Genomic DNA, 24,615 nt, shown 5'->3' with positions numbered 1-24,615 from the left:
GAAAGCCGCCATGACCGTTCTCGCACGTATCACCCTCCTCAGTCTGGTGTTGGGGTTAAGCGCGTGTGCGGTCCAGCGGCCCGAGCCTACGCCGCTGCCACCGATCCCGCCCGCGCAACCCAGTCCGACGCCTTCGACCAGCCCGGCGCCCGGCAAGCCCGCTGTCCCGGCCAAACCTGCCAAGCCGCTGCCCCGCACGTCCGCCAGCTTCGCGCCACCGCCGGGGGGCAATAGCCATTGGGATCAGAAAATGGGCGTGTATGTGCTCGACGATCAGCCCAACACTTTCTATCGCCAGCGCACCTATTACCGCTGGAACAACGGCTGGAGCCGCTCGATCAGCCCCAACGGGCCGTGGGAAGATACCGATATCCACGGCGTCCCGGGTGGCCTGGGACGGCAATTCGGGCAATAGGAAAAGGCGACCTCCGGGTCGCCTTTTTTGTGCCTGTTGAATACCGGAAAGTGGGAGCGAGACCGGTTTGCCGCTGATGGCGCTGGCGGGCTTGCCCGCGAAGAGGTCGACAGAGTCAACAGAGATATCAGCAGACCTGCTCGTGAGCTTTTGCTGCGCTATGCCGCCGCCAACGAAGCCTTCTGTGAAACACTCAAAAAACGCAACAATGCCAGCAGTGGAAAGGTGCTGCCCACGATCACGATCCACAACCAGCCACCGTGCTCGTACACCGCACTGGCCACCGAGGAGCCGAACGCGCCACCGATGAAAATGCTGGTCATGTACAAAGCGTTCAGGCGACTGCGGCTTTGGGCGTCGAGGGCGTAGACCGCGCGCTGGCCCAGGACCATGTTCATCTGCACGCAGAAATCCAGAACCACGCCGGTGACCGCCAGGCCGATGACGCTGTAGACCGGATGGATGAAGGCGGGCAGGAAGCTCAGGCTGGCGAACAGCAAGGCGAGCAACGAAGCGATGCGGGTGTGCCCGGCGTCGGCCAGGCGACCGGCAATCGGCGCGGCGATGGCACCGATGGCGCCCACCAGGGCGAAGATCGCGATCTGGGTTTGCGACAGACCATGACTGCGTGCCAGTTCCAGCGGTACGGCGGTCCAGAACAGGCTGAACGTCGCGAACATGCAACCCTGATAAAACGCCCGCTGGCGCAGGACCGGCTGTTGCCGCAGCAGCGTCCACAGCGAACCCAGCAACTGGCCATAAGAGGCACTGTGATCGGGCTTGCGCTTGGGTATCGTCAGGGCGAGCACGATGCTGATCGCCGCCATCAACAGCGCCGCGATCACAAACATCGCGCGCCAGCCAAAATGATCGGCCACGACACTGGACACCGGTCGCGCCAGCAGAATCCCCAACAGCAGACCGCCCATGATGCCGCCGACGACCCGGCCGCGTGTCTCTTCCGGCGCCAGATGCGCTGCCAGCGGAATCAGGATCTGCACCGACACCGAGCTGAACCCCACCAGCAACGAGATCAACAGGAACACGTTCGGTTGATCGGTGAACGCAGCGCCCAACAGGCTGGCGATGGCCACCACCGTGGTGATGATCATCAACCGGCGGTTCTCCAGCAGATCGCCCAGCGGCACCAGGAAGAACAGGCCCAGCGCATAGCCGATCTGGGTCAACGACACGATCAGGCTGGCCAGGGTGCTGCTCAGGCCGACGTCCGGCGCGATCAGGTCGATGATCGGTTGCGCATAGTAGATGTTGGCGACGATGGCGCCGCAGCAGAAGGCAAACAGCAGCACCATGCCTTTGGTCATTGTCGCGGCGCCGTGGGGCAATGGGGTGGTTGAGGTCATCAGGTTTCTCGTTGGGCAAGTTGAAATGCGCGCAGCCCGGGAAAGTAGGGCGAAACGGGTTTTGGCTCAATGTTTTTTCCCGCTTGCCGATAGTCTGAGTGCGTGGTTAGGATTTCTCGGTTTTTTTCGGATGATGCCTGGAGATCTCTCCCAGGGTTTTGGAGTCGATATGAAAGTGCAGGGCATGGCGTTGGCCAGCAAGTATTGTCAGGGCGCGGGTCTGGAGGTCGGGGCCGCTGCTCATAACGCCTTTTACCTGCCCAATTGCCTCAACCTGGGCCCCAGTGATGGCGAATCCTACCTGTATCCGCAGGATCTTCAGGACTACGGCCATTACAAGAAGGAACAGGCGAACTATAACGTCGAGTCCGCCAAGGTTGATGCGCTGGGCGATTTCCTGGCAATCCCGTTTCCTGACGCCACCTTCGATTACCTGATCAACTCACACGTGATCGAGCATGTGCCCAACATGTTCGCAGCTTATGTGGAATCCTCGCGTGTGGTGAAGGAGGGAGGGGTTTTCTTCTGCATCTTCCCGAAAAGGAATGCCGAGCCTACCGATCGACCTCGAGCGCTGACGACCCTGGAGCAAATGATCGACGCCTATGAAAAGCGTGTCGACATGAACACCGTGGACCCCGCGACGTGGAGATGTCACTACCTGGTGTTCTCTTTGCAAAGCATGCTTCGCGCAATCAACCTGATGAACTCGGTCGGCTTGGGCCACTGGCTGATTGAATGCGTAGAAGAGACTGATACCAAAGTCGGAAACGGCCACACAGTGGTGCTCAGAAAACAGGTCGGGTTGTCGGCTCTGGTTTACAAGGACATCAAACAGTTCAACGAAGTGTTCAATGCACACCTGACGGCCCAAGAGCTTGGCAAGGCGCTGCACATGGTCAAGGTCGCTCTGTCGTTCGACTTCTTCAATGCCCACTTCCTGTATCTGGCGTTTGCCCTCAACTGCCAGTTGGACAATATTCAGGAAGGCGTCGAGTTTTTGCGTCAGGCCTTGATCATCGATCCGGAAAATGAAGAGTATCGTCGATTGTTCATCCAGTTCACGGGCGGACCGTATATCAACCCCGTGCATTAAGACTTCTGGGTGGCCTGACCCCTGTCAGGCAATCAAACGCACAAAAAAAGGCGACCTTCGAAGGTCGCCTTTTTCATGGCCATTCAATGCTTACTGGGCGTAGATCTGATCGAAAATCCCGCCGTCATTGAAGTGGGTTTTCTGCACGGTGCGCCAGTCGCCGAAGGTTTTCTCCACGGACAGGAAGTCCACTTTCGGGAAACGATCGGTGTACTTGGCCAGTACCGCCGGGTCGCGCGGACGCAGGTAGTTGGCGGCGGCAATTTCCTGGCCTTCAGGCGACCACAGGAACTTCAAATATTCCTCGGCAGCGGCGCGGGAGCCTTTTTTCTCGACGACTTTGTCGACCACCGACACCGGTGGCTCGGCTTCGGCGGACACGCTCGGGTAGATGACTTCGAACTGGTCGCGACCGAACTCGCGGGCAATCATTTCCGCTTCGTTTTCGAAGGTTACCAGCACGTCGCCGATCTGGTTGGTCATGAACGTGGTGGTGGCGGCGCGGCCACCGGTGTCGAGCACCGGCGCCTGTTTGAACAGTTTGCCGACGAATGCCTTGGCCTTGTTCTCGTCGCCGCCGTTCTTCAGTACATAGCCCCAGGCGGACAGGTAGGTATAGCGGCCGTTGCCCGAGGTTTTCGGGTTCGGCACGACCACTTGCACGCCGTCCTTGAGCAGGTCAGGCCAGTCTTTCAGGGCTTTCGGGTTGCCTTTGCGCACGATGAACACCGTGGCCGAGGTGAAGGGAGCGCTGTTGTTCGGCAGGCGGGTGACCCAGTTGTCCGGGACCAGTTTGCCATTGTCCGCCAGGGCGTTGATGTCGGTGGCCATGTTCATGGTGATGACGTCAGCCGGCAGGCCGTCGATGACCGAACGCGCCTGCTTGCTGGAACCGCCGAACGACATCTGGATGGTGATGTTTTCCTTGTGCTCGGCTTGCCAGTGCTTCTGGAACGCAGTGTTGTAGTCCTTGTAGAAATCGCGCATCACGTCGTAGGACACGTTGAGCAGGGTCGGTGCAGCCTGAGCCACGCTGGTCAGGGCCAGGCCTGCGGCCAGAAGTGAGGCGCCAAAGAGTTTTTTCACTGCGCATTCCTTGTTCGAGATTTAAAGGTGAGGCATTTTGCCAGCGACTATAACCGGGCCCGCATAGGCCTTTAAAGATTAAAAAGCACTTTGCTTATTCCAGTTTCTTAAACAGCGCATTGCCACAGCGCGAACAGAATGCGGCGCCATGCTCATGGCTGTTTTTCCTGCAGACCGGGCAATCGTGTTGCAGTTGTTCACCGCGCATGGCGTTGGCCAATTCGGCGGTGAAGATCCCGGTCGGTACGGCGATGATCGAGTAACCGGTGATCATCACCAGTGACGATATCACCTGGCCCAGCGGGGTCTTCGGCACGATATCGCCGAAGCCTACGGTGGTCAGGGTCACGATAGCCCAGTAAATGCCTTTGGGAATGCTGGTAAAGCCATGCTCCGGGCCTTCGATCACATACATCAGCGTGCCGAACACCGTGACCAGGGTGCAGACGCTGACCAGGAACACCACGATCTTCTGCTTGCTGCCCCGCAAAGCCGACATCAGGTAGTTGGCTTGCTTGAGGTACGGGCTGAGCTTGAGTACCCGGAAAATCCGCAGCATCCGTATGATCCGGATGATCAGCAGATATTGGGCGTCGGCGTAGTAGAGGGCGAGGATACCGGGCACGATGGCCAGCAGATCCACCAGGCCGTAGAAGCTGAACGCATAACGCAGCGGTTTGGGCGAGCAGTACAGGCGCAGGATGTACTCGCCGAGAAAGATCACCGTAAAGCCCCACTCGATGTACGCCAGGACATTGGCGTAGTTCTTGTGGACGGTGTCGATGCTGTCGAGCATCACGATCACCAGGCTGCTGAGGATGATCAGCAGCAAAATGCCGTCGAAACGCCGGCCGGCCCGGGTGTCGGTCTGAAAAATCATGACGTAGAGCTGTTCACGCCAGTTTTTGTTGCTGTCCATGGATAACGCCTGACTCGAAGATCAGCGCAGCCTAGGTTGATTGTCGCCGTGAGCGCAAGGATCGACAGGGGTTTTGCCGAACATTTGGAGGGCGGCGCGGATCAGCCAGCAGGCGAGGATGAATGGCGCGGTGAGTGTCGCCAGGCCAACGGCGGCGAATAGCGGCGTCAGCAGCAAGGCCAGGACAATGCCCGCCAGTGGCAGCCAGGGTGGCTGGCGCTGCGTGCTGAAGGCCAGGGCGGCCAGCACCGCGTTGGCACCGCCCAGACCCGCCAGCGCGGTGGCGGTCTCATGGTGCAGCAGGCTGGAGCCCAGGCCGAGCATCGAGGCCGTCAATGCCCAGCCGAACACCCGGCGGTCGGCGATCAGCAAACCGACGGCAATCATCGCCCCGGCCAGCGGATGTTCGAGGAACATCACCTGGCCGATTCCCCTGAACGCTGCGGCCAACAGGTTAGCCGTGTTCAGGTCGATCAGCGGGGGCATGACCGACGGTGTGGCGAAACACAGCAGCAGCCAGCTCAGGCCCACGAACGGTGCGGTGTAGGCGGGCACGCAGTGATTGACCCGGGCACGCTTGAGCCACTGCTGGGTGATCATCGCACTCAGGCCGCCGGCTGCCAGGATCAGCAGCGGCATCATCGGCGACCAGGGGAAATACAGGCTCAGCAACAGGCCGAGCAACACGCCGTTGTAGCTGAACAGGCCTGCCTGGCGATCGGCCTTTGCATAGTGGCGTCGTTGAGCGGTGAGCAGCCCGGCGACGCCCCCGAGCAGTGCGCCGCCCAGCAGCGCCGGTGCGGTAAACAGGATGGCGCACAGGCACAGCAGGCCGCAGAGCGGGTGGCGCTGGAGGAAGACCTGACTGAAACCGTTGAGCAGGGCTTCGGCCCAGTCGGGGCAGTGGCTGTTGAAGTGATTGGCAGGCATGGCAGTTCAAGAAGTCAGTGGGATCGAGTTGCCCTCATCGCGAGCAGGCTCGCTCCCACACCATCCACTGTAGGAGCGGGCTCGCCCGCGAACGGGGCGACGCAGCCGCTAGATAAGGGTCTCGATACGCAGCGAGTTGGTCGACCCCGGCTGCCCGAAGGGCACACCCGCCGTGATCAGCAGGGTGTCGCCACGCTCGGCCATGCCCTGGGCCTGGGCAATTTCCAGCGCGGTGGAACACACCTCATCCACCTGGCGCAGGCGATCGTTGACCACAGAGTGCACCCCCCACGCCACGGTCAGGCGACGCGCCGCCTGCAGGTTCGGCGTCAGGTTGAGGATTGGCACCGTCGGCCGTTCCCTCGCGGCCCGCAGGCTCGACGTCCCCGATTCGCTGTAGTTCACCAGCACCGCCACCGGCAGCACGTTGCTGATCCGGCGGATCGCGCAACTGATTGCATCGGACACCGTGGCTTCCGCCCTGGGACGGCTGACGTCCAGCTGGGTCTGATAGTCCGGGCCGTTCTCCACCTGGCGGATGATCTTGCTCATCATCTGCACGGCTTCCAGCGGGTACTCACCGGAGGCGGTTTCCGCCGACAGCATGACCGCATCGGCACCCTCGGCCACGGCATTGGCGACATCGGTGACTTCAGCGCGGGTCGGCGCCGGGGAGAACCGCATCGATTCAAGCATCTGCGTCGCCACCACCACCGGTTTGCCGAGCTGGCGGCAAATGCCGATGATGGTCTTCTGAATCTGCGGCACGCTTTCGGCCGGGACTTCCACGCCCAGATCGCCGCGAGCGACCATGATCGCGTCGCTCAATTCGGCAATTTCCCGCAGTTGCGTGACTGCCGAGGGTTTCTCGATCTTGGCCATCAGGAACGCCTTGTCACCGATCAGTGCACGTGCCTCGCGCATGTCTTCCGGGCGTTGCACGAACGACAGCGCGACCCAGTCCACGCCGAGTTCCAGGCCGAAACTCAAGTCGCGGCGATCCTTGGCGGTCAACGGGCTCAGCTCCAGCACCGCTTGTGGCACATTCACGCCTTTGCGGTCGGACAGCTCGCCGCCATTGAGCACGGTGGTGTCGATGGCGTCGCCGACCTTGCTGACCACCCGCAAGCGCAGCTTGCCGTCGTCCAACAGCAGGTCCATGCCCGGCTCCAGTGCGGCAATGATTTCCGGATGCGGCAGGTTGACCCGGCGCTCATCGCCCGGGGTCGGGTCCAAGTCCAGGCGCAGGGCCTGGCCGCGATGCAGTTGCACCTTGCCCTCGGCGAACGTGCCAACCCGCAGTTTCGGGCCTTGCAGGTCCATCAGGATGCCCAGCGGATAATTGAGCTGGCGCTCGACTTCACGAATCCACCGGTAGCGCTGGGCATGGTCGGCATGATCGCCATGGCTGAAGTTCAGGCGAAAGATGTTGACCCCGGCCTGCACCAGTTCGCGGATGTCGTCGATCCCGCCGATGGCGGGGCCCAGGGTGGCGAGGATCTTGACCTTTTTATCGGGCTTCATGGTGAGGGCTCTCGAGAATCAGAATGGCGCGGAAGTCGTTGACGTTGGTGCGGGTCGGTTCCGTGACGATCAGGGCATCGAGCGCGGCGAAATAGCCGTAGCCATTGTTGTTGTCCAACTCGTCACTGGCGCTCAGGCCCAGCGCCGTGGCGCGGGCGTAGCTGTCCGGGGTCATGATCGCGCCGGCGTTGTCCTCGGAGCCGTCGATGCCATCGGTATCACCGGCCAGCGCGTAGACGCCGGGCAGGCCTTTGAGGCTGTCGGTCAGGCTCAGCAAGAATTCGGCGTTGCGCCCGCCACGGCCATTGCCGCGCACGGTGACGGTGGTTTCGCCGCCCGACAGAATCACGCAGGGTGCCGCCAGCGGCTGGCCATGTAACACCACCTGGCGGGCGATGCCGGCATGGACTTTGGCCACTTCGCGGGATTCGCCCTCCAGGTCGCCGAGGATCAGCGGGCTGAACCCGGCCTGACGGCATTTCACCGCCGCCGCCTCCAGCGACTGTTGCGGGCGGGCGATCAACTGAAAGTGGCTGCGGGCCAGGCTCGGGTCGCCGGGTTTGACAGTTTCCGATGCCGGGTTTTGCAGCCAGTTGCGCACGGACGCCGGCACCTCGATGGCGTAGCGCTTGAGGATCGCCAGCGCCTCGGCCGAGGTGCTGGGGTCGGCGACGGTGGGGCCGGAGGCGATGACCGTGGCAAGATCCCCCGGCACATCGGAAATCGCGTAGGTGTAAACGGTGGCCGGCCAGCAGGCCTTGCCCAGGCGCCCGCCCTTGATCGCCGAGAGGTGCTTGCGCACGCAGTTCATCTCGCCGATGGAGGCGCCGGAGGTGAGCAGGGCCTTGTTGATCGATTGCTTGTCGGCCAGGCTGATGCCTGCCGCTGGCAGGGCGAGCAACGCCGAACCGCCACCGGACAGCAGGAAGATTACGCGGTCGTCTTCCGTCAGGCCGCTGACCAGTTCGAAGACGCGCCTGGCCACCGCCTGGCCGGCCGCATCGGGCACCGGGTGTGCGGCCTCGACCACTTCGATTTTTTCGCAGGGGGCGCCGTGACCATAACGCGTCACGACCAGACCGGACACTTCGCCCTGCCAGCAGCGCTCGACCACCTGGGCCATGGCGGCGGCGGCCTTGCCGGCACCGATGACAATCACCCGACCGCTGCGGTCGGCTGGCAAGTGCGCTTCGAGGACGTGCTGCGGATGGGCCGCGTCGATGGCTGTGGCAAACAGCTCGCGCAGCAGTTGTTGCGGATCGACCGACATGGCGGGCTCCCGGGATTCTTGTTATTGGAAGGGGTCACTCGGAACCCTGTGGGAGCGGGCAAGCCCACTCCCACAGGGGGGCGTACGGGGTTTACTGATCGCGAATCGAGAAGTTCGCCATGTGTTCCAGGCCCTTGATCAGCGCCGAGTGGTCCCAGTTGCTGCCGCCGATGGCTGCGCAGGTGCTGAACACTTGCTGGGCGTTGGCAGTGTTCGGCAGGTTGATGTTCAGTTCCTTGGCGCCTTGCAGGGCCAGGTTGAGGTCCTTCTGGTGCAGGCTGATGCGGAAACCTGGATCGAAGGTGCCCTTGATCATGCGCTCGCCATGCACTTCAAGGATCTTCGACGAAGCGAAGCCACCCATCAGCGCTTCACGCACCTTGGCCGGATCGGCACCGTTTTTCGACGCGAACAGCAAGGCTTCGGCCACCGCCTGGATGTTCAGCGCGACGATGATCTGGTTCGCCACCTTCGCGGTTTGACCGTCGCCATTGCCGCCGACCAGGGTGATGTTCTTGCCCATGGCCTGGAACAGCGGCAGGGCGCGTTCGAAGGCATCCGCCTCGCCGCCGACCATGATGCTCAGGGTCGCGGCCTTGGCGCCGACTTCACCGCCGGACACCGGAGCGTCGAGGTACTGCGCGCCTTTCTCGTTGATCCTGGCCGCGAAGGCCTTGGTGGCCGTCGGCGAGATCGAACTCATATCGATCACCACCTTGCCTTTGCCGACACCGGCAGCCACGCCGTCGGCGCGGAACAGCACGTCGTCGACTTGCGGGGTATCCGGCACCATGACGATGATGAACTCGGCTTCCTGGGCGACTTCTTTCGGGTTCGCCAGAGCGATGGCGCCAGCGGCGACCAGATCGGCCGGTGCCGCATCGTGATGCGCCGACAGGAACAGGCTGTGACCGGCTTTCTGCAGGTTCGCCGCCATTGGGTGGCCCATGATGCCGGTGCCGATGAATCCGATTTTAGCCATGAGAAATTCCTCTTGTTTTTGTCTTGCTCAAGCAAATGGGGGGTGCTGCTTTTTGTGGGGGCGAGCCCTGCTCGCGATAGCGGTTTGGCAGGCAATACAAGTATTGAAAGTGCCACCCTCATCGCGAGCAGGCTCGCTCTCACATAGGATCCGGGTCAGATCGCGTTGTGGGTTTTCAACCAGCCCAGACCTGCTTCGGTGGTGGTCAGCGGCTTGTATTCGCAACCCACCCAACCCTGGTAGCCAATGCGATCCAGGTGTTCGAACAGGAAGCGGTAGTTGATTTCACCCGTGCCCGGTTCGTTGCGCCCCGGGTTGTCGGCCAGCTGGATGTGGTTGATCTCGCCCAGGTGCGCGGCCATGGTGCGGGCCAGGTCGCCCTCCATGATTTGCATGTGATAGATGTCGTATTGCAGGAACAGGTTGGGGCTGCCCACCTGTTCGCGAATCGACAGGGCCTGGGCCGTGTTGTTTAGGTAGAAGCCCGGGATGTCGCGGGTGTTGATCGCTTCCATCACCAGCTTGATGCCCACCGCCTGCAGCTTGTCGGCCGCGTACTTGAGGTTGGCGACGAAAGTCTTTTCCACGGTGGCGTCATCGACGCCCTGTGGGCGAATGCCGGCCAGGCAGTTGACCTGGGTGTTGCCCAGCACTTGCGCATAGGCAATCGCCAGGTCGACACCGGCGCGGAATTCTTCAACGCGATCCGGCAGGCAGGCCAGACCGCGCTCGCCCTTGGCCCAGTCACCGGCCGGCAGGTTGAACAGCACTTGGGTCAGGCCATTGGCATCGAGCCGGGCCTTGATCTCGGCGGAGCTGAAGTCGTAGGGGAACAGGTACTCGACACCACTGAAGCCGGCCTTGGCGGCGGCTTCGAAACGGGCGAGAAAATCCTGCTCGGTGAACAGCATGGACAGGTTGGCTGCGAAACGCGGCATGGTGGTCTCCTGTAAATCTTGTGAGGTCCCCTGCGGGAGCGAGCCTGCTCGCGATGAAACCGGTGTGTTCAGCCTCCCTGTAATCTGACACACCGCTATCGCGAGCCTGCTCGCTCCCACAGGGAAAAGTTCAATCTTCAATCAAGCATCGAAATCGCCGTTGGTGCGTCGTTGCCGACCAGTGCCAGGTCCTCGAACTCGTTGACCGCGTTGATCTCGGTGCCCATGGAAATGTTGGTCACGCGCTCCAGGATAATCTCGACGATCACCGGCACCTTGAACTCTTCGATCAACGCTTCGGCCTTGCGCAGGGCAGGGGCAATGTCAGCCGGTTCGAACACGCGCAGCGCCTTGCAGCCCAGGCCTTCGGCCACCGCGATATGGTCGACACCGTAACCGTTGAGTTCCGGTGCGTTCAGGTTATCGAAGGACAGCTGCACGCAATAGTCCATGTCGAAACCGCGCTGGGCCTGACGGATCAGCCCCAGGTACGAGTTGTTGACCACGACGTGGATGTACGGCAGCTTGAATTGTGCGCCTACGGCCAGTTCTTCGATCATGAACTGGAAGTCGTAATCGCCGGACAGCGCCACGACCTTGCGGCTCGGATCAGCCTTGACCACGCCCAGTGCCGCCGGAATGGTCCAGCCCAGGGGACCCGCCTGGCCGCAGTTGATCCAGTGACGCGGCTTGTAGACGTGCAGAAACTGCGCGCCGGCAATCTGCGACAGACCGATGGTGCTGACGTAGCACGTGTCCTTGCCGAAGACCTGGTTCATCTCTTCGTAGACGCGTTGTGGCTTGACCGGCACGTTGTCGAAGTGGGTCTTGCGGTGCAGGCTGGCCTTGCGCTGCTGGCAGTCCTGCAGCCAGGCGCTGCGGTTTTTCAACTTACCGGCGGCTTGCCACTCGCGAGCGACCTCGATGAACACAGTCAGCGCGGCGGCGGCGTCGGAGACGATGCCCAGGTCCGGGGTGAACACACGGCCGATCTGCGTGCCTTCGATGTCCACATGAATGAATTTGCGGCCTTCGGTGTACACCTCCACCGAACCGGTGTGACGGTTGGCCCAACGGTTGCCGATGCCCAGGACCACGTCCGACTTGAGCATCGTCGCGTTGCCGTAACGGTGCGAGGTTTGCAGGCCGACCATGCCGACCATCAACGGGTGATCGTCCGGAATGCTGCCCCAGCCCATCAGCGTCGGGATGACCGGGATACCGGTCAATTCGGCGAACTCTACCAGCAGATCGCTGGCATCGGCGTTAATGATGCCGCCACCGGCCACCAGCAATGGGCGTTCGGCCTGATCCAGCAAGGCCAGGGCTTTTTCCACCTGGACGCGGGTGGCACTGGGCTTGGCCAGTGGCAGCGGCTGATAGGCGTCGATGTCGAATTCGATTTCCGCCATCTGCACGTCGAACGGCAAGTCGATCAGCACCGGGCCTGGGCGACCGGAGCGCATTTCGTAGAACGCCTTCTGGAACGCGTAGGGCACCTGGCCCGGCTCCAGAACGGTGGTTGCCCACTTGGTCACCGGCTTGACGATGCTGGTGATGTCGACAGCCTGGAAGTCTTCCTTGTGCAGGCGGGCGCGGGGTGCTTGCCCGGTGATGCACAGGATCGGGATGGAGTCCGCAGAGGCACTGTAGAGCCCGGTGACCATGTCGGTGCCGGCAGGGCCCGAGGTGCCGATGCACACGCCGATGTTGCCGGCCTTGGTGCGGGTGTAGCCCTCGGCCATGTGCGAGGCGCCTTCGACGTGGCGAGCGAGGACGTGATCGATGCCGCCGACCTTTTGCAGGGCGGAGTACAGCGGGTTGATTGCGGCGCCGGGAATGCCAAAAGCGGTTTCAACCCCTTCACGGCGCATCACCAGAACGGCGGCTTCGATTGCTCTCATTTTGCTCATGGTTTTGTGCCTCTTTACGTTTTGTAATTGTATACAAGTGGCTTTGCGTCGAGTTTATTCACGGCAGGCCGTGCAGGTCAATCCATTTTCTCAAGCAGCTGTTTCATTCGTCGGAAGGCCGTTTTGCTGTGGTTTTTCGTCGCTCACAACGAATTAAGAGAATTATTGTATACAAAAACATATCTCATTGTGTTCTATTTGTTGTATTCGGCTGCGGCGAAAGTGTCAGAGAAATGCGCAGCCCCCGCTTTCCCAATCACGAAATGAGGACGGCACCATGAGCGCTTTAACCTTGAAAGTGGCAGTCAACCTGGCTAACGAAGCCATCAACGCGGGGCGGGCTATCGGCGCCGCCCCCCTGACCATCGCGGTCCTGGATACAGGCGGGCACCTGGTCACCCTGCAACGCGAAGACGGCGCGAGCCTGCTGCGCCCCCACGTCGCCATCGGCAAGGCCTGGGGCGCCATCGCATTGGGCAAGGGCTCGCGCCTGCTGGCGCTGGACGCACAACAACGCCCGGCCTTCATCGCCGCCCTGAACAGCCTGGGGCAGGGCAGCGTGGTGCCGGCACCGGGTGGTGTGCTTGTTCGGGATCAGGAAGGGAATGTGCTGGGAGCGGTGGGAATCAGCGGGGATCTGTCGGATGTGGATGAACAGTGCGCGATCAACGCGATCGAGAGGGTGGGGTTGAGGGCGGATGCGGGGGTGGTGGCTTGATTCTTCGCTGATTGAGCGGCCGCTTTCGCGAGCAAGCCCGCTCCCACAGAGGTTCTGTGTCAGACACAAAATGTCTGAGCACCGCAAATCCACTATGGGAGCGGGTTTGCTCGCGAAAGCAATCTTGCAGACACATCCAGCTAAAAGCCCGTGCGCATCATGCACAGGCACTGACCTAGCCTTCTGATGACTTCAATAGGAGAGGGGCAAGGGAATGCCTGAACTATCAGCTTCACATCGCCTGCGCATCGGTCGCTATGCCGAGCAGAATAGAATTTATCTGCTGACTGCCAATATCCTGAGACGAGAGCCCGTTTTCAGGGACTATTGCCTTGGCAGATTGGTGGTTCATCAATTCAGACAGGCACAGGATGACGGCTTCGCCGACTCGCTGGCTTGGGTGGTCATGCCAGACCATTTCCATTGGTTGGTTCAGTTGAACAAAGGCTCGCTGGGCCAACTGATGTGTCAGGCCAAATCTTTAAGCGCCCGAGCGGTCAACTCAGTCACTGGCAGATCGGGGAGTCTTTGGCAGCAGGGCTTTCATGATCATGCACTCCGCAAGGAAGAAGATCTGGTGAAGCTTGCCAGGTATGTGGTGGCTAACCCATTGAGGGCGGGGTTGGTGGAAAAGCTTGGCGACTATCCATTGTGGGATGCGATCTGGGTTTGATCGGATACCGAGTTGCCCCATTCGCGAGCAAGCCCGCTCCCACAGGAGGCCGCGTTTCAAAATGTGGGAGCGGGCTTGCTCGCGAATGAAGGCAACTCGGTCCTTCAGTCCGGCTCACACCCCTTGAGCACCAACCGGATAATCGTTTGTGCCGCGGCTTCATAGTCCGCTTCGTCGAGCTTTTCCTTGCCGGTAACCGCCGTGATCTGCCAGTCGAAGTCGGCGTAGGTCTGGGTCGCTGCCCAGATGCTGAACATCAGGTGATGCGGGTCGAGGGGGGCGATCTGGCCGCGGTCGATCCAGGTCTGGATGCAGGCGATGTTGTGCCTGGCCTGGCTGTTGAGCTGTTCCACCAGGTCGGTGCTCAGGTGCGGGGCACCGTGCATGATTTCGCTGGCGAACACTTTCGAGGCGAAGGGCAGATCGCGGGAGATGCGGATTTTCGAACGGATGTAGCCGCTCAGCACGTCACTGGGTTTGCCTTCCGGATTGAAGGGCGTCGACGCCTGCAGGATCGGCTCGATGATGCTTTCCAGGACCTCGCGGTAAAGGTTTTCCTTGGTCTTGAAGTAGTAGTAGACGTTGGGTTTGGGCAATCCCGCCTTGGCGGCGATGTCGCTGGTTTTGGTCGCAGCGAAGCCCTTGTCGGCAAATTCCTCACTGGCGGCACGCAGTATCAGTTGTTTGTTGCGCTCGCGGATCGTGCTCATAAACCAGGGGGTTCCTTGCCTGTTCTGGCGGTTGCGCATGGTAGCACCGGCCTTTGGCGGCGCTCAAGAATGCACCATGCGGCGCGCGGCCGCGCTATGCTGCAAGGCATTCATTGAATGAAGGAAGTGCGATTCATGGCAGGAAGCAGCTTGCTGTTGCTGATCGACGACATTGCCGCCGTACTGGACGACGTCGCGTTGATGACCAAGATGGCCGCAAAGAAAACCGCCGGCGTGCTGGGCGATGATCTGGCCCTCAATGCCCAGCAGGTCAGTGGCGTGCGTGCCGAGCGGGAAATTCCCGTGGTGTGGGCGGTGGCCAAGGGCTCGTTCGTCAACAAGCTGATCCTGGTGCCATCGGCATTGGCCATCAGCGCGTTCATTCCGTGGCTGGTCACGCCGCTGTTGATGGTCGGCGGCGCGTACCTGTGCTTCGAAGGTTTCGAAAAGCTCGCGCACAAGTTCCTCCACAGCAAGGCCGAAGATCAGGCGGAGCATGCCGAGCTGGTCGAGGCCGTGGCCGATCCGGCGGTGGACCTGGTGGCCTTCGAAAAAGACAAGATCAAGGGGGCGATCCGTACCGACTTCATTCTCTCGGCGGAAATCATCGCCATCACCCTCGGCACCGTGGCCGGCGCCGCGCTGACCCAGCAGGTGCTGGTGCTGTCCGGCATCGCCATTGTCATGACCATTGGCGTTTACGGTCTGGTCGCCGGTATCGTCAAACTCGATGACCTGGGTTTGTGGTTGACGCAAAAACCGGGGCAGATCGCCAGGCGCATCGGTGCGGGTATTCTGCGTGCGGCACCGTACATGATGAAAAGCCTGTCGGTGATTGGCACGGCGGCGATGTTCCTGGTGGGCGGCGGCATTCTGACTCACGGTGTGCCGCTGGTGCATCACTGGATCGAGGGTGTCAGTGCCGGAGCGGGTGCAGCTGGGTTTGTCGTGTCGATGCTGCTCAATGGGCTGGCGGGGATCGTGGCGGGGGCGGTGGTGCTGGCGGGAGTGATGGCGGTCAGTAAAACCTGGAAAGCGCTGAAAGGCTGAAGCCGACCCCTGCAGACAGGTGGGAGCGAGCCTGCTCTCTCCCACCGTACATCGGGGTGATCGTTACTCGGCAATCTGCAACTTGCGCGATTCGGTGTACACGTACCGCACCTTCTCGTACTCGAACGGCGAGTTCAGCTGACCGTAGCGGAAGCTGGTCTGATAGCGCTTGTCGACGGCGCGCAGAAGCCACACTTCCGGGTGGTTGGAGCTGACTTCGGCCACATTGAGGAAGTTGATCGCATTCTCGGCGCTGAAATCCACCACCAGGCCACCGGTATCCCGCAGGTTCGACGGTCCGAGAATCGGCAGGACGAAGTACGCGCCGGCGGGGACGCCGTAGAAGCCCAGGGTCTGGCCAAAGTCTTCGCTCTGGCGCGGCAGGCCCATGGCGGTGGCCGGGTCCCACAGGCCGGCGATGCCAATGGTGGTGTTGAGCAGCAGGCGCCCGGTGATTTCCATCGAGCGCTGGCCCTTGAACTGCAAGAGGCTGTTGAGCAGGTTGGGCACGTCGCCCAGGTTGTTGAAGAAGTTGCTGACACCCGTGCGCAGGAAACTCGGGGTGACGTAACGATAGCCGTCGACCACCGGCAGGAAGATCCATTGGTCGAAGCGGTAGTTGAAGTGGTAGACGCGACGGTTCCATTCTTCCAGCGGGTCATAGACGTTCAGCGCACTCAGCGTCGAACGCTCGAACTCGCGTTGATCCAGTCCCGGGTTGAACTTGAGCTTGCTCAACGGTTCCTTGAAGCCATCACTGTCGATGACCACGGGGGCGTTGGCCTTGCTGTTGTCGGCATTGGCGGTGGTTGCACAGAGCAGCGCGGCGATAAGCAGGAGGTATTTAGCCACGGAAGAACTCCAGCATGGCGTCGCTGTTGACGCGGTAGTTAAGGTTGCCGCAGTGGCCGCCCAGTGGGTAGACGGTCAGGCGATCGCCAAAGGTGCGGCGCAGGAAACCGAGGTCGCCGGGGCCGAGGATCACGTCGTCGGCATTGTGCATGACGGCGATTTTCGGGCTCTTGCGCAGGTAATCCTCCAGCGCATACATGCTCACCTGGTCGATCAATTGCAGCAGGCTGCCGCCATCGGTGCGGGCGCGCCACATCGGGATCACCTGTTCGGTGATATAGCAGTCGAAGTCACATTGCAGTGCGCGTTTGAGGTAAGGCGTGAGGCTGGTGCCTTCGGTGATCGGCGTCTTGGGCGGCGTGATCAGGCCGCGGCGGTTGATCAGGTCCGAGGTGAAGGCAATGTCGGCCGCCGAAAAACGGAACGAGGTGCCGATCAACATGGCCATCTGTTCGTTGGTCAGGTGCTGCTTGGACTGCTGGAAGTCGTAGAGCAGCGCGTCGTTGAGGTCGATGTAGCCTTTCTGCTGGAAGTAGCGGGTCAGTTTGTTCAGCACCAGCTCATAGAAGGTGGTGGTGTTGTTGATGCCCTTGACCTCGGTCTGGACCAGCTTGTCGAGGTTGGTGATCGAGGTGTAGAGATTGACCGGCGGGTTGAGCAGCAGCACTTTCTTGAAGTTGAAGCTGCGGCGGGTTTCGTCCAGGTGGGCGACGAACGCGGCATCCAGTGCGCCCAAGCTGTAGCCCGACAGGTAGTAATCGGTGACCGGCAGTTTCGGGTTTTGCGCCCGCACCGCCTGCATCACGCGGTACATGTCCTCGGCGTCGTCCTTGCTGATGCCGGGGGTGGCAAAGCGCGACGCGGCGCTGATGAAGTCGAAACTGGTCGGCGACGACAGTTGCACCACGTGGTAGCCAGCCTTGTAGTAAAGCTTTTTCAGGTACTCGTTCAGGGTGCTGTCGTAGCGTGCGCCGGTGCCGGCGATCAGGAAGATCAGCGGTGCGGGCTTGTCCTGGGTGGCGATGCGGTAGGTGAGTTTTTTCACCGGCCAGAAGTTGTCAGGCAACTGGAACTCGCGCTCCGGGCGTAGCGCGAGGGTGTGGTCCGATTGATTGATGTCATCATCCAGCGGCAGCTCCGGACGCAAGTCGGGCGGTGTCGTGGCGATCGTGGCTTCAAACGGGTTGGTCAAAGGGTAGCCATAACTGGCGGCGTCGATATCAGCCGCCAGTGCGGACGCACTCAATATAAGGCCGCTAAACAAGGCGGCGAAGCGCAAGGAACGGAGCATGACTGAATCCCTTAAGGAAAGGTGCCGAATGAAGTTCGCAGGCTATGACCACGGCAAATGCGCCAAAGTGCCATGCATCGGCACCAAACAGGCCTGATTTCGGAGTAATAGTAGCTGGACGATACACTTTGCAGCGATTGGATGACCAGTTAACTGTTGTTAGCGTTTGCTTAACGCTGTTGGGCGATTAAGCTGACGGCCGTTTTCGATGATTGGAGTGCTTCATGTCCCGCCGCCTGCCCGTGATTCTTCTGCTCGTTTTGCTGCCGTTGTGGCTGGCCGCCAGTTATGGCGCGCGTTACGGCTTCATGGAGGATGCGCAGTGGGTCGGCATCTGCGTCGATGAGGCGAGTCGCTGGGAATGCCAGGTCCGTTCGAACCTGGGCTTGATGATTCACTTCAAGGTCTTGGGCTGGGGCGCCCTGGTCTGCGCCCTGACCGGTTTCGTGTTGCCAGGGCGGGCAGGGTGGTGGCTGGCGGTGCTGGCGCTGGTGCTCGGGTTGCCGGCACTGGCGTTGTACAACACGACACTGGCGGTGTTTGCGGTGGTGATTGCGGGGTTGCGGCTGGTGCGGGCGTCTCGCATCGCCTGATCGATGCTATCGGTGGCAGGCTCATATTTTACTGATCAGTGAGGCATCAAGGGCATGCCAATTCGACAGGCCTATCAGTTCTGATAGTGGACAGCCATGCCGTTTGCTCCGACTCTAGTCATACACCACCCGTATGAAGCGGAGCGTCGCCATGACCGGTCAGGCAGAAACTGTGCTATCTCGCTATCGGTACGACGCACTGGATCGTGTGACCGACAGTGCATCTCTTGACCATCAAACCAGTCAGCGTTTTTACCGGCATGATCGGCTGGTGACAGAGGTACAGAATACGACTCAGTATTCCGTGTTCGAGTGGCAGCAATCGCTGTTGGGGCAGCACCAGCGTCACGCTGACCGGATTGAGAGCGCTCTGCTGGCGACGGACCTGCAGCGTTCGGTGCTGCATTGCGTGACGGCTGATGAACATCAGCAATACGTTTATTCACCTTATGGTCATCGTCACGCTGGCGTTCAGGCGATCAGCCTTCTGGGCTTTGCTGGTCAGCGTCGAGAGTCGGTGGTCGGGAGTTATTTGCTGGGCAACGGTCACCGCGTTTACAGTCCTGTGCTGATGCAGTTCTGCAGCGCGGATCGCCTGAGTCCGTTCGGCAAAGGCGGATTGAATGCATACGGCTACTGCGGGAGGGAGCCGATCAATCGAGTTGATCCGTCGGGCCGTTTTTTTTCAGCGTTTCTCGGTAAATATCTGCAACGCACCGTACAACGATCGTCATCGGGGACTGGCATTGCTGCTCTGCAGGGCGGACAAGCAATGGGGCGGGGCTCGAAAATGAATGCCAGCATCAAGAGTGCCGTACTGCCCCCTTTTGGTCCAGGTGCCGATGTCCAGACGTTGATGCCGCTTGATTTGGCTAGTACTGTGCCTCAAGGCAATGCCTTGGGACTGGTAGATATCACGGCTGACAATGTATCAAGAGCAGCCAGCAAGTTGCATTCAGCCGAAACGAATCTCACCAAGCTCAAAGAAGTTGTCAATGCCAAGGGTTTGGATGTCACGTTAATCCCCGAGCACCCTGCGTATAAAGCATATATCGACGCTAACAATTCGGCTATCGAGGCTAGCAGGGTGTTTAACAACGCACTGCGTGGGTATTTCCTAGGTGATCCTGGAGCCCTACGGGAATGGCGGCAGGGCATAGACGGGAGAAGGTATTCAATCGGTTGAACGCACTATCTGGGAGTTCCAGGAATGTGGCGAACCCGCAAACATCGCCACAACGCCGCCACCATCAACCCACTCACCAGCGCCCAGCCCCAGGCTTGCTGGTTTTCCAGCCCTTCGCGAAACAGCTGCGGCGCGATGCCGGCACCGATGATGAAGGTCAGCAGGGCGATTTCGCGACGGGGAGCGCTCACCGGGCGGCACAGGTAGACCAGCGCCGGTACGATGAACGCCACGCTGGGAAAGCTGCGATAGCGCGGGTCGAACACCAGTTCCAGCATCGACACCGCCGCTGCGAACCCGATCAGCGCCAACAACCCGCCTGATCGGCGTTCGAGGGCATTGAACGCCCGTTCCCGCCAGCCGGTGCGAGCACTCAATGTCAACGCCGCGTGCGCCAGTACCAGCAGGTTCAGCGCCGTCAGCAAGGCCACCCACAGCCACTCACTGGTAAAGCGGGTGGTTACCCGGGCCAGGTCGCCCCAGGCGCCCAGCGAGCAGGCCGCCAGGGCCCCCAGCAGCGGCAGTACCAGAGCTGCACGGGTATTTCTCACGCGACCGCCCAGGATCAGCGTCCCGAGGAAAATCAGCCCGCCCACCCCCAGCCACTGTGACCAGTACGGCACGTTCGACACCGGGCCGGCCAGCACGCCTTTGTCCTGGCGGTCGGCATCGAACAGGCCCCAGTACCCGCCGACCGCCCCTTCACTGGCGCGTTTCCACGGCTGGTCGAAGGCCTCGATCAGGTTGTAGTGCCAGCCTTGCTGTTCGGCCATGGCCACAAAGCCGCGAATGAACTTGGCTTCGTTGACCCGACTCGGCAGCGCCGTTTCGCGCTGACGGCCTTCGCTGGGCCAGCCGGTTTCACCGATCATCACGTCCTTGGGCGCGAACTTGTTGCCGAACACCTGGCGCACTTCGGCAACATGTTGCAAGGCGGCGTCGATGTTGGAGGGATCGTCTTCCCAATACGGCAGCAGGTGGATGGTCAGGAAATCCACCGCTGGGGCGATTTCCGGGTGTTTGAGCCAGAACTCCCAGACGTCCGCGTAAGTGACCGGCTGCTTGACCTGGCTTTTGACCTTGTTGATCAGCCTGGCCAGCTGCGCGCCGGTGACTTCCTTGCGCAGCAGGGTTTCGTTGCCGACGATCACGGCGGTCACGACGTCCGGGTTGGCATTGGCCGAGTCGATCAGCAGGTCGACTTCCTTGGCGGTGTCCACCGGGTTGCTGTTGACCCAGGCACCGATCATCAACTTGAGCCCATGTTTGCGCGCCAGATCGGGCAAGGCCTCGAGGCCGGTCATGGAGTAGGTGCGGATGCATTCGAAGCGGGTGGCCAGCAGGGCCAGGTCGGCGTCCATGCGCTCGGGACGCAACTTGAAGGGCTGGTCGAAGGGCGACTGGTCCTTGTCGAACGGTGTGTAGGAGGCACATTGCAACTTGTGCGTCGCGCTGGCCACATCCGGCAGGATCACCGGCTGGCCAAGGCCATACCAAAAGCCGCCCAGGGCAAACAGGCCCAGCAGACAGGCGAATACATAGGCAGCAAAAGGAAAGCGTGAGGTCGCGGACATGGTCAGGCCGTGTGGGAGCAAAGCGGCGCATGTTACCTGCATTTGTCCCGGGATTGATGGCCTGCATGATTTTGACATGCAAAGTTCGGGCGGATTGCCCGGTTCATTTATATGGCGCTGAGTTAATGGCGTTCTGATGTCGTTTCTCGATGCCTTGAGGTCGTTGGCAGCACAGGTTCAGGTCGGCGTCAGGTTGATTATCGAGGCGTCAGTACTCCGCTGATGATCGAGCGAGTTTGCGGTGAGGCGTGATGGGGGCGCTGTGCACCATAACAATACGTTGACGCGGCTCGGCACCCGTCGAGCGCAGCATTTCGGGGAAGTAACGATGAAGATGCGACGACTTTTAGGCGCAGGTGCCGCTCTGGTACTTGCGATGGGCTCGACATTCGCCAGCGCAGAAACCAAGACCCTGAGCATCGGTTACGTTGACGGCTGGTCCGACAGCGTCGCGACCACTCATGTGGCGGCCGAAGTGATCAAGCAGAAGCTCGGCTATGACGTGAAGCTCCAGGCCGTGGCCACCGGGATCATGTGGCAGGGCGTGGCGACCGGCAAACTGGACGCCATGTTGTCGGCGTGGCTGCCAGTGACCCATGGCGATTACTGGGCGAAGAACAAGGATCAGGTCGTTGACTACGGCCCGAACTTCAAGGACGCCAAAATCGGCCTGATCGTGCCGGAGTACGTCAAGGCCAAGTCGCTTGAAGACCTGAAGACCGATGACAGCTTCAAGAAACGCATAGTCGGCATCGACGCCGGCTCAGGCGTGATGCTCAAGACCGAGCAGGCGATCAAGGATTACGACCTGACCGGTTATCAACTCAAGGCCAGTTCCGGCGCCGGCATGATTGCCGAGCTGACCCGTGCCGAGAAGAAGAACGAATCCATCGCCGTGACCGGTTGGGTGCCACACTGGATGTTCGCCAAGTGGAAACTGCGCTTCCTGGAAGACCCGAAAGGCGTGTACGGCGCGGCTGAAACCGTGAACAGCATCGGCAGCAAGGAACTGGATGCCAAGGCACCGGAAGTGGCCAAGTTCCTGAAGAACTTCCAGTGGGCTTCGAAGGACGAAATCGGTGAAGTCATGCTGGCCATCCAGGAAGGCGCCAAGCCTGACGCCGCCGCGAAGGACTGGGTAGCCAAGCACCCGGATCGCGTGGCTGACTGGATCAAATAAACACAACAAGCGTTTCACTGTGGGAGCGAGCCTGCTCGCGATAGCGGCCTGCCAGTCGACAGCGATGTTGGTTGACAGGATGCCTTCGCCAGCAGGCTCGCTCCCACATTTGTTTCGTCATGCTGGAAATTGGCGAAAACGTCATGGCGTTCTAAGACTAAGGTCGTCTGGAACCCGGCTCGCAGCCGAATAGAGTGGGTAGTGTTCCAACAATAATCTGTGCTGCGAGGATAAAAACAATGAACGACAGCATTTACCTCTCGATTCAAAACAGCCCGCGCTTCAAGGAGCTGGTTAGCAAGCGAGAAAGGTTCGCCTGGATTCTATCGGCGATCATGCTTGGGCTTTACTCCGGATTCATCCTTTTGATCGCCTATGGACCGCACGTGCTGGGGGCCAAGATCAGTCCTGAGTCATCCATTACCTGGGGTATACCGATCGGTGTCGGGCTGATTCTCTCGGCCTTCGTCCTGACCGGCATCTATGTTCGACGCGCCAATGGCGAATTCGACGACCTGAACAATGCGATTCTCAAGGAGGCTCAGCAATGATCCGGCGTCTAATGGCTCTATTGAGCATCGCAGCATTCGCACCGGGGGCCTGGGCGGCTGACGCCCTGACCGGCGCCGTACAGAAACAACCGCTGAACGTTGCCGCGATCCTGATGTTCGTGGCCTTCGTTGGCGCAACGTTGTACATCACCTACTGGGCATCCAAGAAAAACAACTCGGCCGCCGACTACTACGCGGCGGGTGGCAAGATCACCGGTTTCCAGAACGGTCTGGCGATTGCCGGTGACTACATGTCCGCGGCGTCCTTCCTGGGGATCTCCGCGCTGGTGTTCACCTCCGGCTACGACGGCCTGATCTACTCGATCGGCTTCCTGGTGGGCTGGCCGATCATTCTGTTTCTGATCGCCGAGCGCCTGCGTAACCTGGGCAAATACACCTTTGCCGACGTGGCGTCCTATCGCCTGGGGCAAACCCAGATCCGCTCGCTGTCCGCCTGCGGTTCGCTGGTGGTGGTGGCCTTCTACCTGATCGCGCAAATGGTCGGTGCCGGCAAGCTGATCCAGCTGCTGTTCGGTCTCGATTACCATATTGCGGTGATCCTGGTCGGCATCCTGATGTGTGCCTACGTGCTGTTCGGCGGCATGCTGGCAACCACCTGGGTGCAGATCATCAAGGCTGTGCTGTTGCTGTCCGGCGCTTCCTTCATGGCGCTGATGGTGATGAAGCACGTGAACTTCGACTTCAGCACGCTGTTCTCCGAGGCGATCAAGGTTCACCCCAAAGGTGAGGCGATCATGAGCCCGGGCGGCCTGGTGAAGGATCCGATCTCCGCGTTCTCCCTGGGCCTGGCCCTGATGTTCGGTACTGCTGGCCTGCCGCATATCCTGATGCGCTTCTTCACCGTGAGTGACGCAAAGGAAGCGCGCAAGAGCGTGCTGTACGCAACCGGCTTCATTGGTTACTTCTACATCCTGACCTTCATCATCGGTTTCGGCGCGATCCTGCTGGTCAGCACCAACCCTGCGTTCAAGGATGCAGCGGGCGCGCTGTTGGGCGGCAACAACATGGCGGCGGTGCACCTGGCTAACGCCGTGGGTGGCAGCATCTTCCTGGGCTTCATCTCGGCGGTAGCGTTCGCGACCATTCTGGCGGTGGTTGCCGGTCTGACCCTGGCCGGTGCATCGGCGGTGTCTCACGACCTGTATGCCAGCGTGATCAAGAAAGGCAAGGCCAACGAGAAGGATGAAATCCGCGTCTCGAAAATCACCACCATCACCCTGGCGGTGCTGGCGATCGGTCTGGGTATCCTGTTCGAAAGCCAGAACATCGCGTTCATGGTGGGCCTGGCGTTCTCCATCGCGGCAAGTTGCAACTTCCCGGTCCTGCTGCTTTCCATGTACTGGAAGAAGCTGACCACCCGCGGTGCGATGATTGGCGGCTGGCTGGGCCTGATCAGTGCCGTTGGCCTGATGATCCTCGGCCCGACCATCTGGGTGCAGATCCTGCATCACGAGAAGGCTATCTTCCCGTATGAGTACCCAGCACTGTTCTCGATGATCATTGCCTTCGTGGGGATCTGGTTCTTCTCGATCACCGACAAATCGACTGCAGCCGACAACGAGCGGGCGCTGTTCTTCCCGCAATTCGTTCGCTCGCAGACCGGTCTGGGCGCGAGTGGGGCGGTTTCTCACTAAGCTTGACGCTGTTGTTCAGATAGCAACGTTTGAAGAAATGCCCCGGTCGAGAGACCGGGGCTTTTTTTGTGCGCGATACCTGTGGCAGCGAGATTGACTGGCTTTGGCTTTGGCTTGGCTTGGCTTTGGCCTGACCTGCCCCCTG

The 24,615-nt window shown here is 60.7% G+C and carries 23 protein-coding genes; 10 read left to right on the top strand and 13 right to left on the bottom strand.

Annotated features, from left to right (window positions below; genetic code table 11):
- The first annotated feature begins 10 nt into the window (after positions 1–10).
- Positions 11–415 carry a hypothetical protein gene (locus ACM6IM_RS12940; RefSeq protein WP_414865324.1) on the top strand — a complete coding sequence of 135 codons (405 nt, stop codon included), beginning with the start codon at positions 11–13 and terminating at the stop codon, positions 413–415.
- 158 nt (positions 416–573) lie between these two features.
- On the opposite strand, the gene ACM6IM_RS12935 is transcribed toward ACM6IM_RS12940, so the two are convergent.
- Positions 574–1,779, bottom strand: a complete 1,206-nt coding sequence (locus ACM6IM_RS12935) for an MFS transporter (RefSeq protein ID WP_414865323.1) — start codon at positions 1,777–1,779, stop codon at positions 574–576.
- 169 nt (positions 1,780–1,948) lie between these two features.
- Here ACM6IM_RS12935 and ACM6IM_RS12930 point away from each other — a divergent pair, with 169 nt between their 5' ends.
- Positions 1,949–2,875, top strand: a complete 927-nt coding sequence (locus tag ACM6IM_RS12930; RefSeq protein ID WP_414865322.1) for a class I SAM-dependent methyltransferase — start codon at positions 1,949–1,951, stop codon at positions 2,873–2,875.
- Positions 2,876–2,965: 90 nt separating this feature from the next.
- Here the strand turns inward: ACM6IM_RS12930 and ACM6IM_RS12925 are convergent, their stop codons facing one another.
- From ACM6IM_RS12925 to gcl, 8 genes are all read right to left on the bottom strand, one after another.
- On the bottom strand, positions 2,966–3,961 hold the full coding sequence (locus ACM6IM_RS12925) for a sulfate ABC transporter substrate-binding protein (protein WP_192302092.1): 996 nt from the start codon (positions 3,959–3,961) through the stop codon (positions 2,966–2,968).
- A 94-nt stretch (positions 3,962–4,055) separates the two neighbouring features.
- Complete coding sequence (locus ACM6IM_RS12920) at positions 4,056–4,880, bottom strand: ion transporter (protein ID WP_192302091.1); 825 nt, start codon at positions 4,878–4,880, stop codon at positions 4,056–4,058.
- A 21-nt stretch (positions 4,881–4,901) separates the two neighbouring features.
- A complete protein-coding gene (locus tag ACM6IM_RS12915; RefSeq protein WP_414865321.1) occupies positions 4,902–5,810 on the bottom strand; it encodes an urea transporter in 909 nt (302 codons plus the stop codon).
- 108 nt (positions 5,811–5,918) lie between these two features.
- Positions 5,919–7,334: a pyruvate kinase gene (pyk, locus tag ACM6IM_RS12910; protein WP_192302089.1), complete on the bottom strand. Its 1,416-nt coding sequence runs from the start codon at positions 7,332–7,334 to the stop codon at positions 5,919–5,921.
- Positions 7,321–8,604, bottom strand: a complete 1,284-nt coding sequence (locus tag ACM6IM_RS12905) for a glycerate kinase (protein ID WP_192302088.1) — start codon at positions 8,602–8,604, stop codon at positions 7,321–7,323. The genes pyk and ACM6IM_RS12905 overlap by 14 nt, the downstream gene beginning before the upstream one ends.
- 91 nt (positions 8,605–8,695) lie before the next feature.
- Positions 8,696–9,586, bottom strand: coding sequence for a 2-hydroxy-3-oxopropionate reductase (locus ACM6IM_RS12900; protein WP_192302087.1), 891 nt, complete (start codon positions 9,584–9,586; stop codon positions 8,696–8,698).
- A 155-nt stretch (positions 9,587–9,741) separates the two neighbouring features.
- Positions 9,742–10,524, bottom strand: coding sequence for a hydroxypyruvate isomerase (gene hyi / locus ACM6IM_RS12895; protein WP_192302086.1), 783 nt, complete (start codon positions 10,522–10,524; stop codon positions 9,742–9,744).
- Positions 10,525–10,661: 137 nt separating this feature from the next.
- Complete coding sequence (gcl, locus tag ACM6IM_RS12890; RefSeq protein ID WP_192302085.1) at positions 10,662–12,437, bottom strand: glyoxylate carboligase; 1,776 nt, start codon at positions 12,435–12,437, stop codon at positions 10,662–10,664.
- Between the two features lie 277 nt (positions 12,438–12,714).
- Here gcl and ACM6IM_RS12885 point away from each other — a divergent pair, with 277 nt between their 5' ends.
- Together ACM6IM_RS12885 and ACM6IM_RS12880 are read left to right on the top strand one after the other, a co-directional pair.
- Complete coding sequence (locus ACM6IM_RS12885) at positions 12,715–13,155, top strand: GlcG/HbpS family heme-binding protein (protein ID WP_414865320.1); 441 nt, start codon at positions 12,715–12,717, stop codon at positions 13,153–13,155.
- Between the two features lie 214 nt (positions 13,156–13,369).
- The gene (locus ACM6IM_RS12880; protein ID WP_414865319.1) at positions 13,370–13,828 is read left to right on the top strand and encodes an REP-associated tyrosine transposase; all 459 of its coding nucleotides are present in this window, start codon (positions 13,370–13,372) and stop codon (positions 13,826–13,828) included.
- Between the two features lie 104 nt (positions 13,829–13,932).
- On the opposite strand, the gene ACM6IM_RS12875 is transcribed toward ACM6IM_RS12880, so the two are convergent.
- On the bottom strand, positions 13,933–14,538 hold the full coding sequence (locus tag ACM6IM_RS12875) for a TetR/AcrR family transcriptional regulator (protein ID WP_201189681.1): 606 nt from the start codon (positions 14,536–14,538) through the stop codon (positions 13,933–13,935).
- Positions 14,539–14,673: 135 nt separating this feature from the next.
- On the opposite strand from ACM6IM_RS12875, the gene ACM6IM_RS12870 reads away from it, so the two are divergent.
- Positions 14,674–15,588, top strand: a complete 915-nt coding sequence (locus ACM6IM_RS12870) for a DUF808 domain-containing protein (RefSeq protein WP_414865318.1) — start codon at positions 14,674–14,676, stop codon at positions 15,586–15,588.
- Between the two features lie 63 nt (positions 15,589–15,651).
- On the opposite strand, the gene ACM6IM_RS12865 is transcribed toward ACM6IM_RS12870, so the two are convergent.
- The gene (locus ACM6IM_RS12865) at positions 15,652–16,440 is read right to left on the bottom strand and encodes a VacJ family lipoprotein (RefSeq protein WP_192302081.1); all 789 of its coding nucleotides are present in this window, start codon (positions 16,438–16,440) and stop codon (positions 15,652–15,654) included.
- A complete protein-coding gene (locus ACM6IM_RS12860) occupies positions 16,433–17,731 on the bottom strand; it encodes a serine/threonine protein kinase (protein ID WP_192302080.1) in 1,299 nt (432 codons plus the stop codon). Before ACM6IM_RS12860 ends, ACM6IM_RS12865 begins: the two co-directional genes overlap by 8 nt.
- A 224-nt stretch (positions 17,732–17,955) precedes the next feature.
- Here ACM6IM_RS12860 and ACM6IM_RS12855 point away from each other — a divergent pair, with 224 nt between their 5' ends.
- Together ACM6IM_RS12855 and ACM6IM_RS12850 are read left to right on the top strand one after the other, a co-directional pair.
- Positions 17,956–18,324, top strand: a complete 369-nt coding sequence (locus ACM6IM_RS12855; RefSeq protein WP_414865317.1) for a hypothetical protein — start codon at positions 17,956–17,958, stop codon at positions 18,322–18,324.
- A gap of 151 nt (positions 18,325–18,475) precedes the next feature.
- The gene (locus ACM6IM_RS12850; RefSeq protein ID WP_414865316.1) at positions 18,476–19,510 is read left to right on the top strand and encodes an RHS repeat-associated core domain-containing protein; all 1,035 of its coding nucleotides are present in this window, start codon (positions 18,476–18,478) and stop codon (positions 19,508–19,510) included.
- A gap of 5 nt (positions 19,511–19,515) precedes the next feature.
- On the opposite strand, the gene ACM6IM_RS12845 is transcribed toward ACM6IM_RS12850, so the two are convergent.
- Complete coding sequence (locus ACM6IM_RS12845; RefSeq protein ID WP_414865315.1) at positions 19,516–21,126, bottom strand: beta (1-6) glucans synthase; 1,611 nt, start codon at positions 21,124–21,126, stop codon at positions 19,516–19,518.
- A gap of 286 nt (positions 21,127–21,412) precedes the next feature.
- Between ACM6IM_RS12845 and ACM6IM_RS12840 the strand changes: the two genes are divergently transcribed.
- The 3 genes from ACM6IM_RS12840 (at position 21,413) to ACM6IM_RS12830 (ending at position 24,470) form a co-directional block, all read left to right on the top strand.
- Positions 21,413–22,264 carry a glycine betaine ABC transporter substrate-binding protein gene (locus tag ACM6IM_RS12840; RefSeq protein WP_192302077.1) on the top strand — a complete coding sequence of 284 codons (852 nt, stop codon included), beginning with the start codon at positions 21,413–21,415 and terminating at the stop codon, positions 22,262–22,264.
- A 239-nt stretch (positions 22,265–22,503) separates the two neighbouring features.
- Positions 22,504–22,815 carry a DUF485 domain-containing protein gene (locus tag ACM6IM_RS12835; protein WP_201189677.1) on the top strand — a complete coding sequence of 104 codons (312 nt, stop codon included), beginning with the start codon at positions 22,504–22,506 and terminating at the stop codon, positions 22,813–22,815.
- A complete protein-coding gene (locus ACM6IM_RS12830) occupies positions 22,812–24,470 on the top strand; it encodes a cation acetate symporter (protein ID WP_201189676.1) in 1,659 nt (552 codons plus the stop codon). Before ACM6IM_RS12835 ends, ACM6IM_RS12830 begins: the two co-directional genes overlap by 4 nt.
- Positions 24,471–24,615: the final 145 nt, after the last annotated feature.

Origin of the sequence: Pseudomonas sp. IT-P12 (assembly GCF_949767465.1) — a bacterium.
Lineage (GTDB): Bacteria > Pseudomonadota > Gammaproteobacteria > Pseudomonadales > Pseudomonadaceae > Aquipseudomonas.
This window is presented reverse-complemented; position numbering and strand designations above follow the sequence as displayed.

Excerpts from the sequence above, each read along its gene's own strand:
- ACM6IM_RS12940 (WP_414865324.1), top strand. The coding sequence starts at position 11 with ATGACCGTTCTCGCACGTATCACCCTCCTCAGTCTGGTGTTGGGGTTA.
- ACM6IM_RS12935 (WP_414865323.1), bottom strand. The coding sequence starts at position 1,779 with ATGACCTCAACCACCCCATTGCCCCACGGCGCCGCGACAATGACCAAA.
- ACM6IM_RS12930 (WP_414865322.1), top strand. The coding sequence starts at position 1,949 with ATGAAAGTGCAGGGCATGGCGTTGGCCAGCAAGTATTGTCAGGGCGCG.
- ACM6IM_RS12920 (WP_192302091.1), bottom strand. The coding sequence starts at position 4,880 with ATGGACAGCAACAAAAACTGGCGTGAACAGCTCTACGTCATGATTTTT.
- ACM6IM_RS12915 (WP_414865321.1), bottom strand. The coding sequence starts at position 5,810 with ATGCCTGCCAATCACTTCAACAGCCACTGCCCCGACTGGGCCGAAGCC.
- pyk (WP_192302089.1), bottom strand. The coding sequence starts at position 7,334 with ATGAAGCCCGATAAAAAGGTCAAGATCCTCGCCACCCTGGGCCCCGCC.
- ACM6IM_RS12905 (WP_192302088.1), bottom strand. The coding sequence starts at position 8,604 with ATGTCGGTCGATCCGCAACAACTGCTGCGCGAGCTGTTTGCCACAGCC.
- ACM6IM_RS12900 (WP_192302087.1), bottom strand. The coding sequence starts at position 9,586 with ATGGCTAAAATCGGATTCATCGGCACCGGCATCATGGGCCACCCAATG.
- hyi (WP_192302086.1), bottom strand. The coding sequence starts at position 10,524 with ATGCCGCGTTTCGCAGCCAACCTGTCCATGCTGTTCACCGAGCAGGAT.
- gcl (WP_192302085.1), bottom strand. The coding sequence starts at position 12,437 with ATGAGCAAAATGAGAGCAATCGAAGCCGCCGTTCTGGTGATGCGCCGT.
- ACM6IM_RS12885 (WP_414865320.1), top strand. The coding sequence starts at position 12,715 with ATGAGCGCTTTAACCTTGAAAGTGGCAGTCAACCTGGCTAACGAAGCC.
- ACM6IM_RS12880 (WP_414865319.1), top strand. The coding sequence starts at position 13,370 with ATGCCTGAACTATCAGCTTCACATCGCCTGCGCATCGGTCGCTATGCC.
- ACM6IM_RS12875 (WP_201189681.1), bottom strand. The coding sequence starts at position 14,538 with ATGAGCACGATCCGCGAGCGCAACAAACAACTGATACTGCGTGCCGCC.
- ACM6IM_RS12870 (WP_414865318.1), top strand. The coding sequence starts at position 14,674 with ATGGCAGGAAGCAGCTTGCTGTTGCTGATCGACGACATTGCCGCCGTA.
- ACM6IM_RS12860 (WP_192302080.1), bottom strand. The coding sequence starts at position 17,731 with ATGCTCCGTTCCTTGCGCTTCGCCGCCTTGTTTAGCGGCCTTATATTG.
- ACM6IM_RS12855 (WP_414865317.1), top strand. The coding sequence starts at position 17,956 with ATGTCCCGCCGCCTGCCCGTGATTCTTCTGCTCGTTTTGCTGCCGTTG.
- ACM6IM_RS12850 (WP_414865316.1), top strand. The coding sequence starts at position 18,476 with ATGACCGGTCAGGCAGAAACTGTGCTATCTCGCTATCGGTACGACGCA.
- ACM6IM_RS12845 (WP_414865315.1), bottom strand. The coding sequence starts at position 21,126 with ATGCAGGTAACATGCGCCGCTTTGCTCCCACACGGCCTGACCATGTCC.
- ACM6IM_RS12840 (WP_192302077.1), top strand. The coding sequence starts at position 21,413 with ATGAAGATGCGACGACTTTTAGGCGCAGGTGCCGCTCTGGTACTTGCG.
- ACM6IM_RS12835 (WP_201189677.1), top strand. The coding sequence starts at position 22,504 with ATGAACGACAGCATTTACCTCTCGATTCAAAACAGCCCGCGCTTCAAG.
- ACM6IM_RS12830 (WP_201189676.1), top strand. The coding sequence starts at position 22,812 with ATGATCCGGCGTCTAATGGCTCTATTGAGCATCGCAGCATTCGCACCG.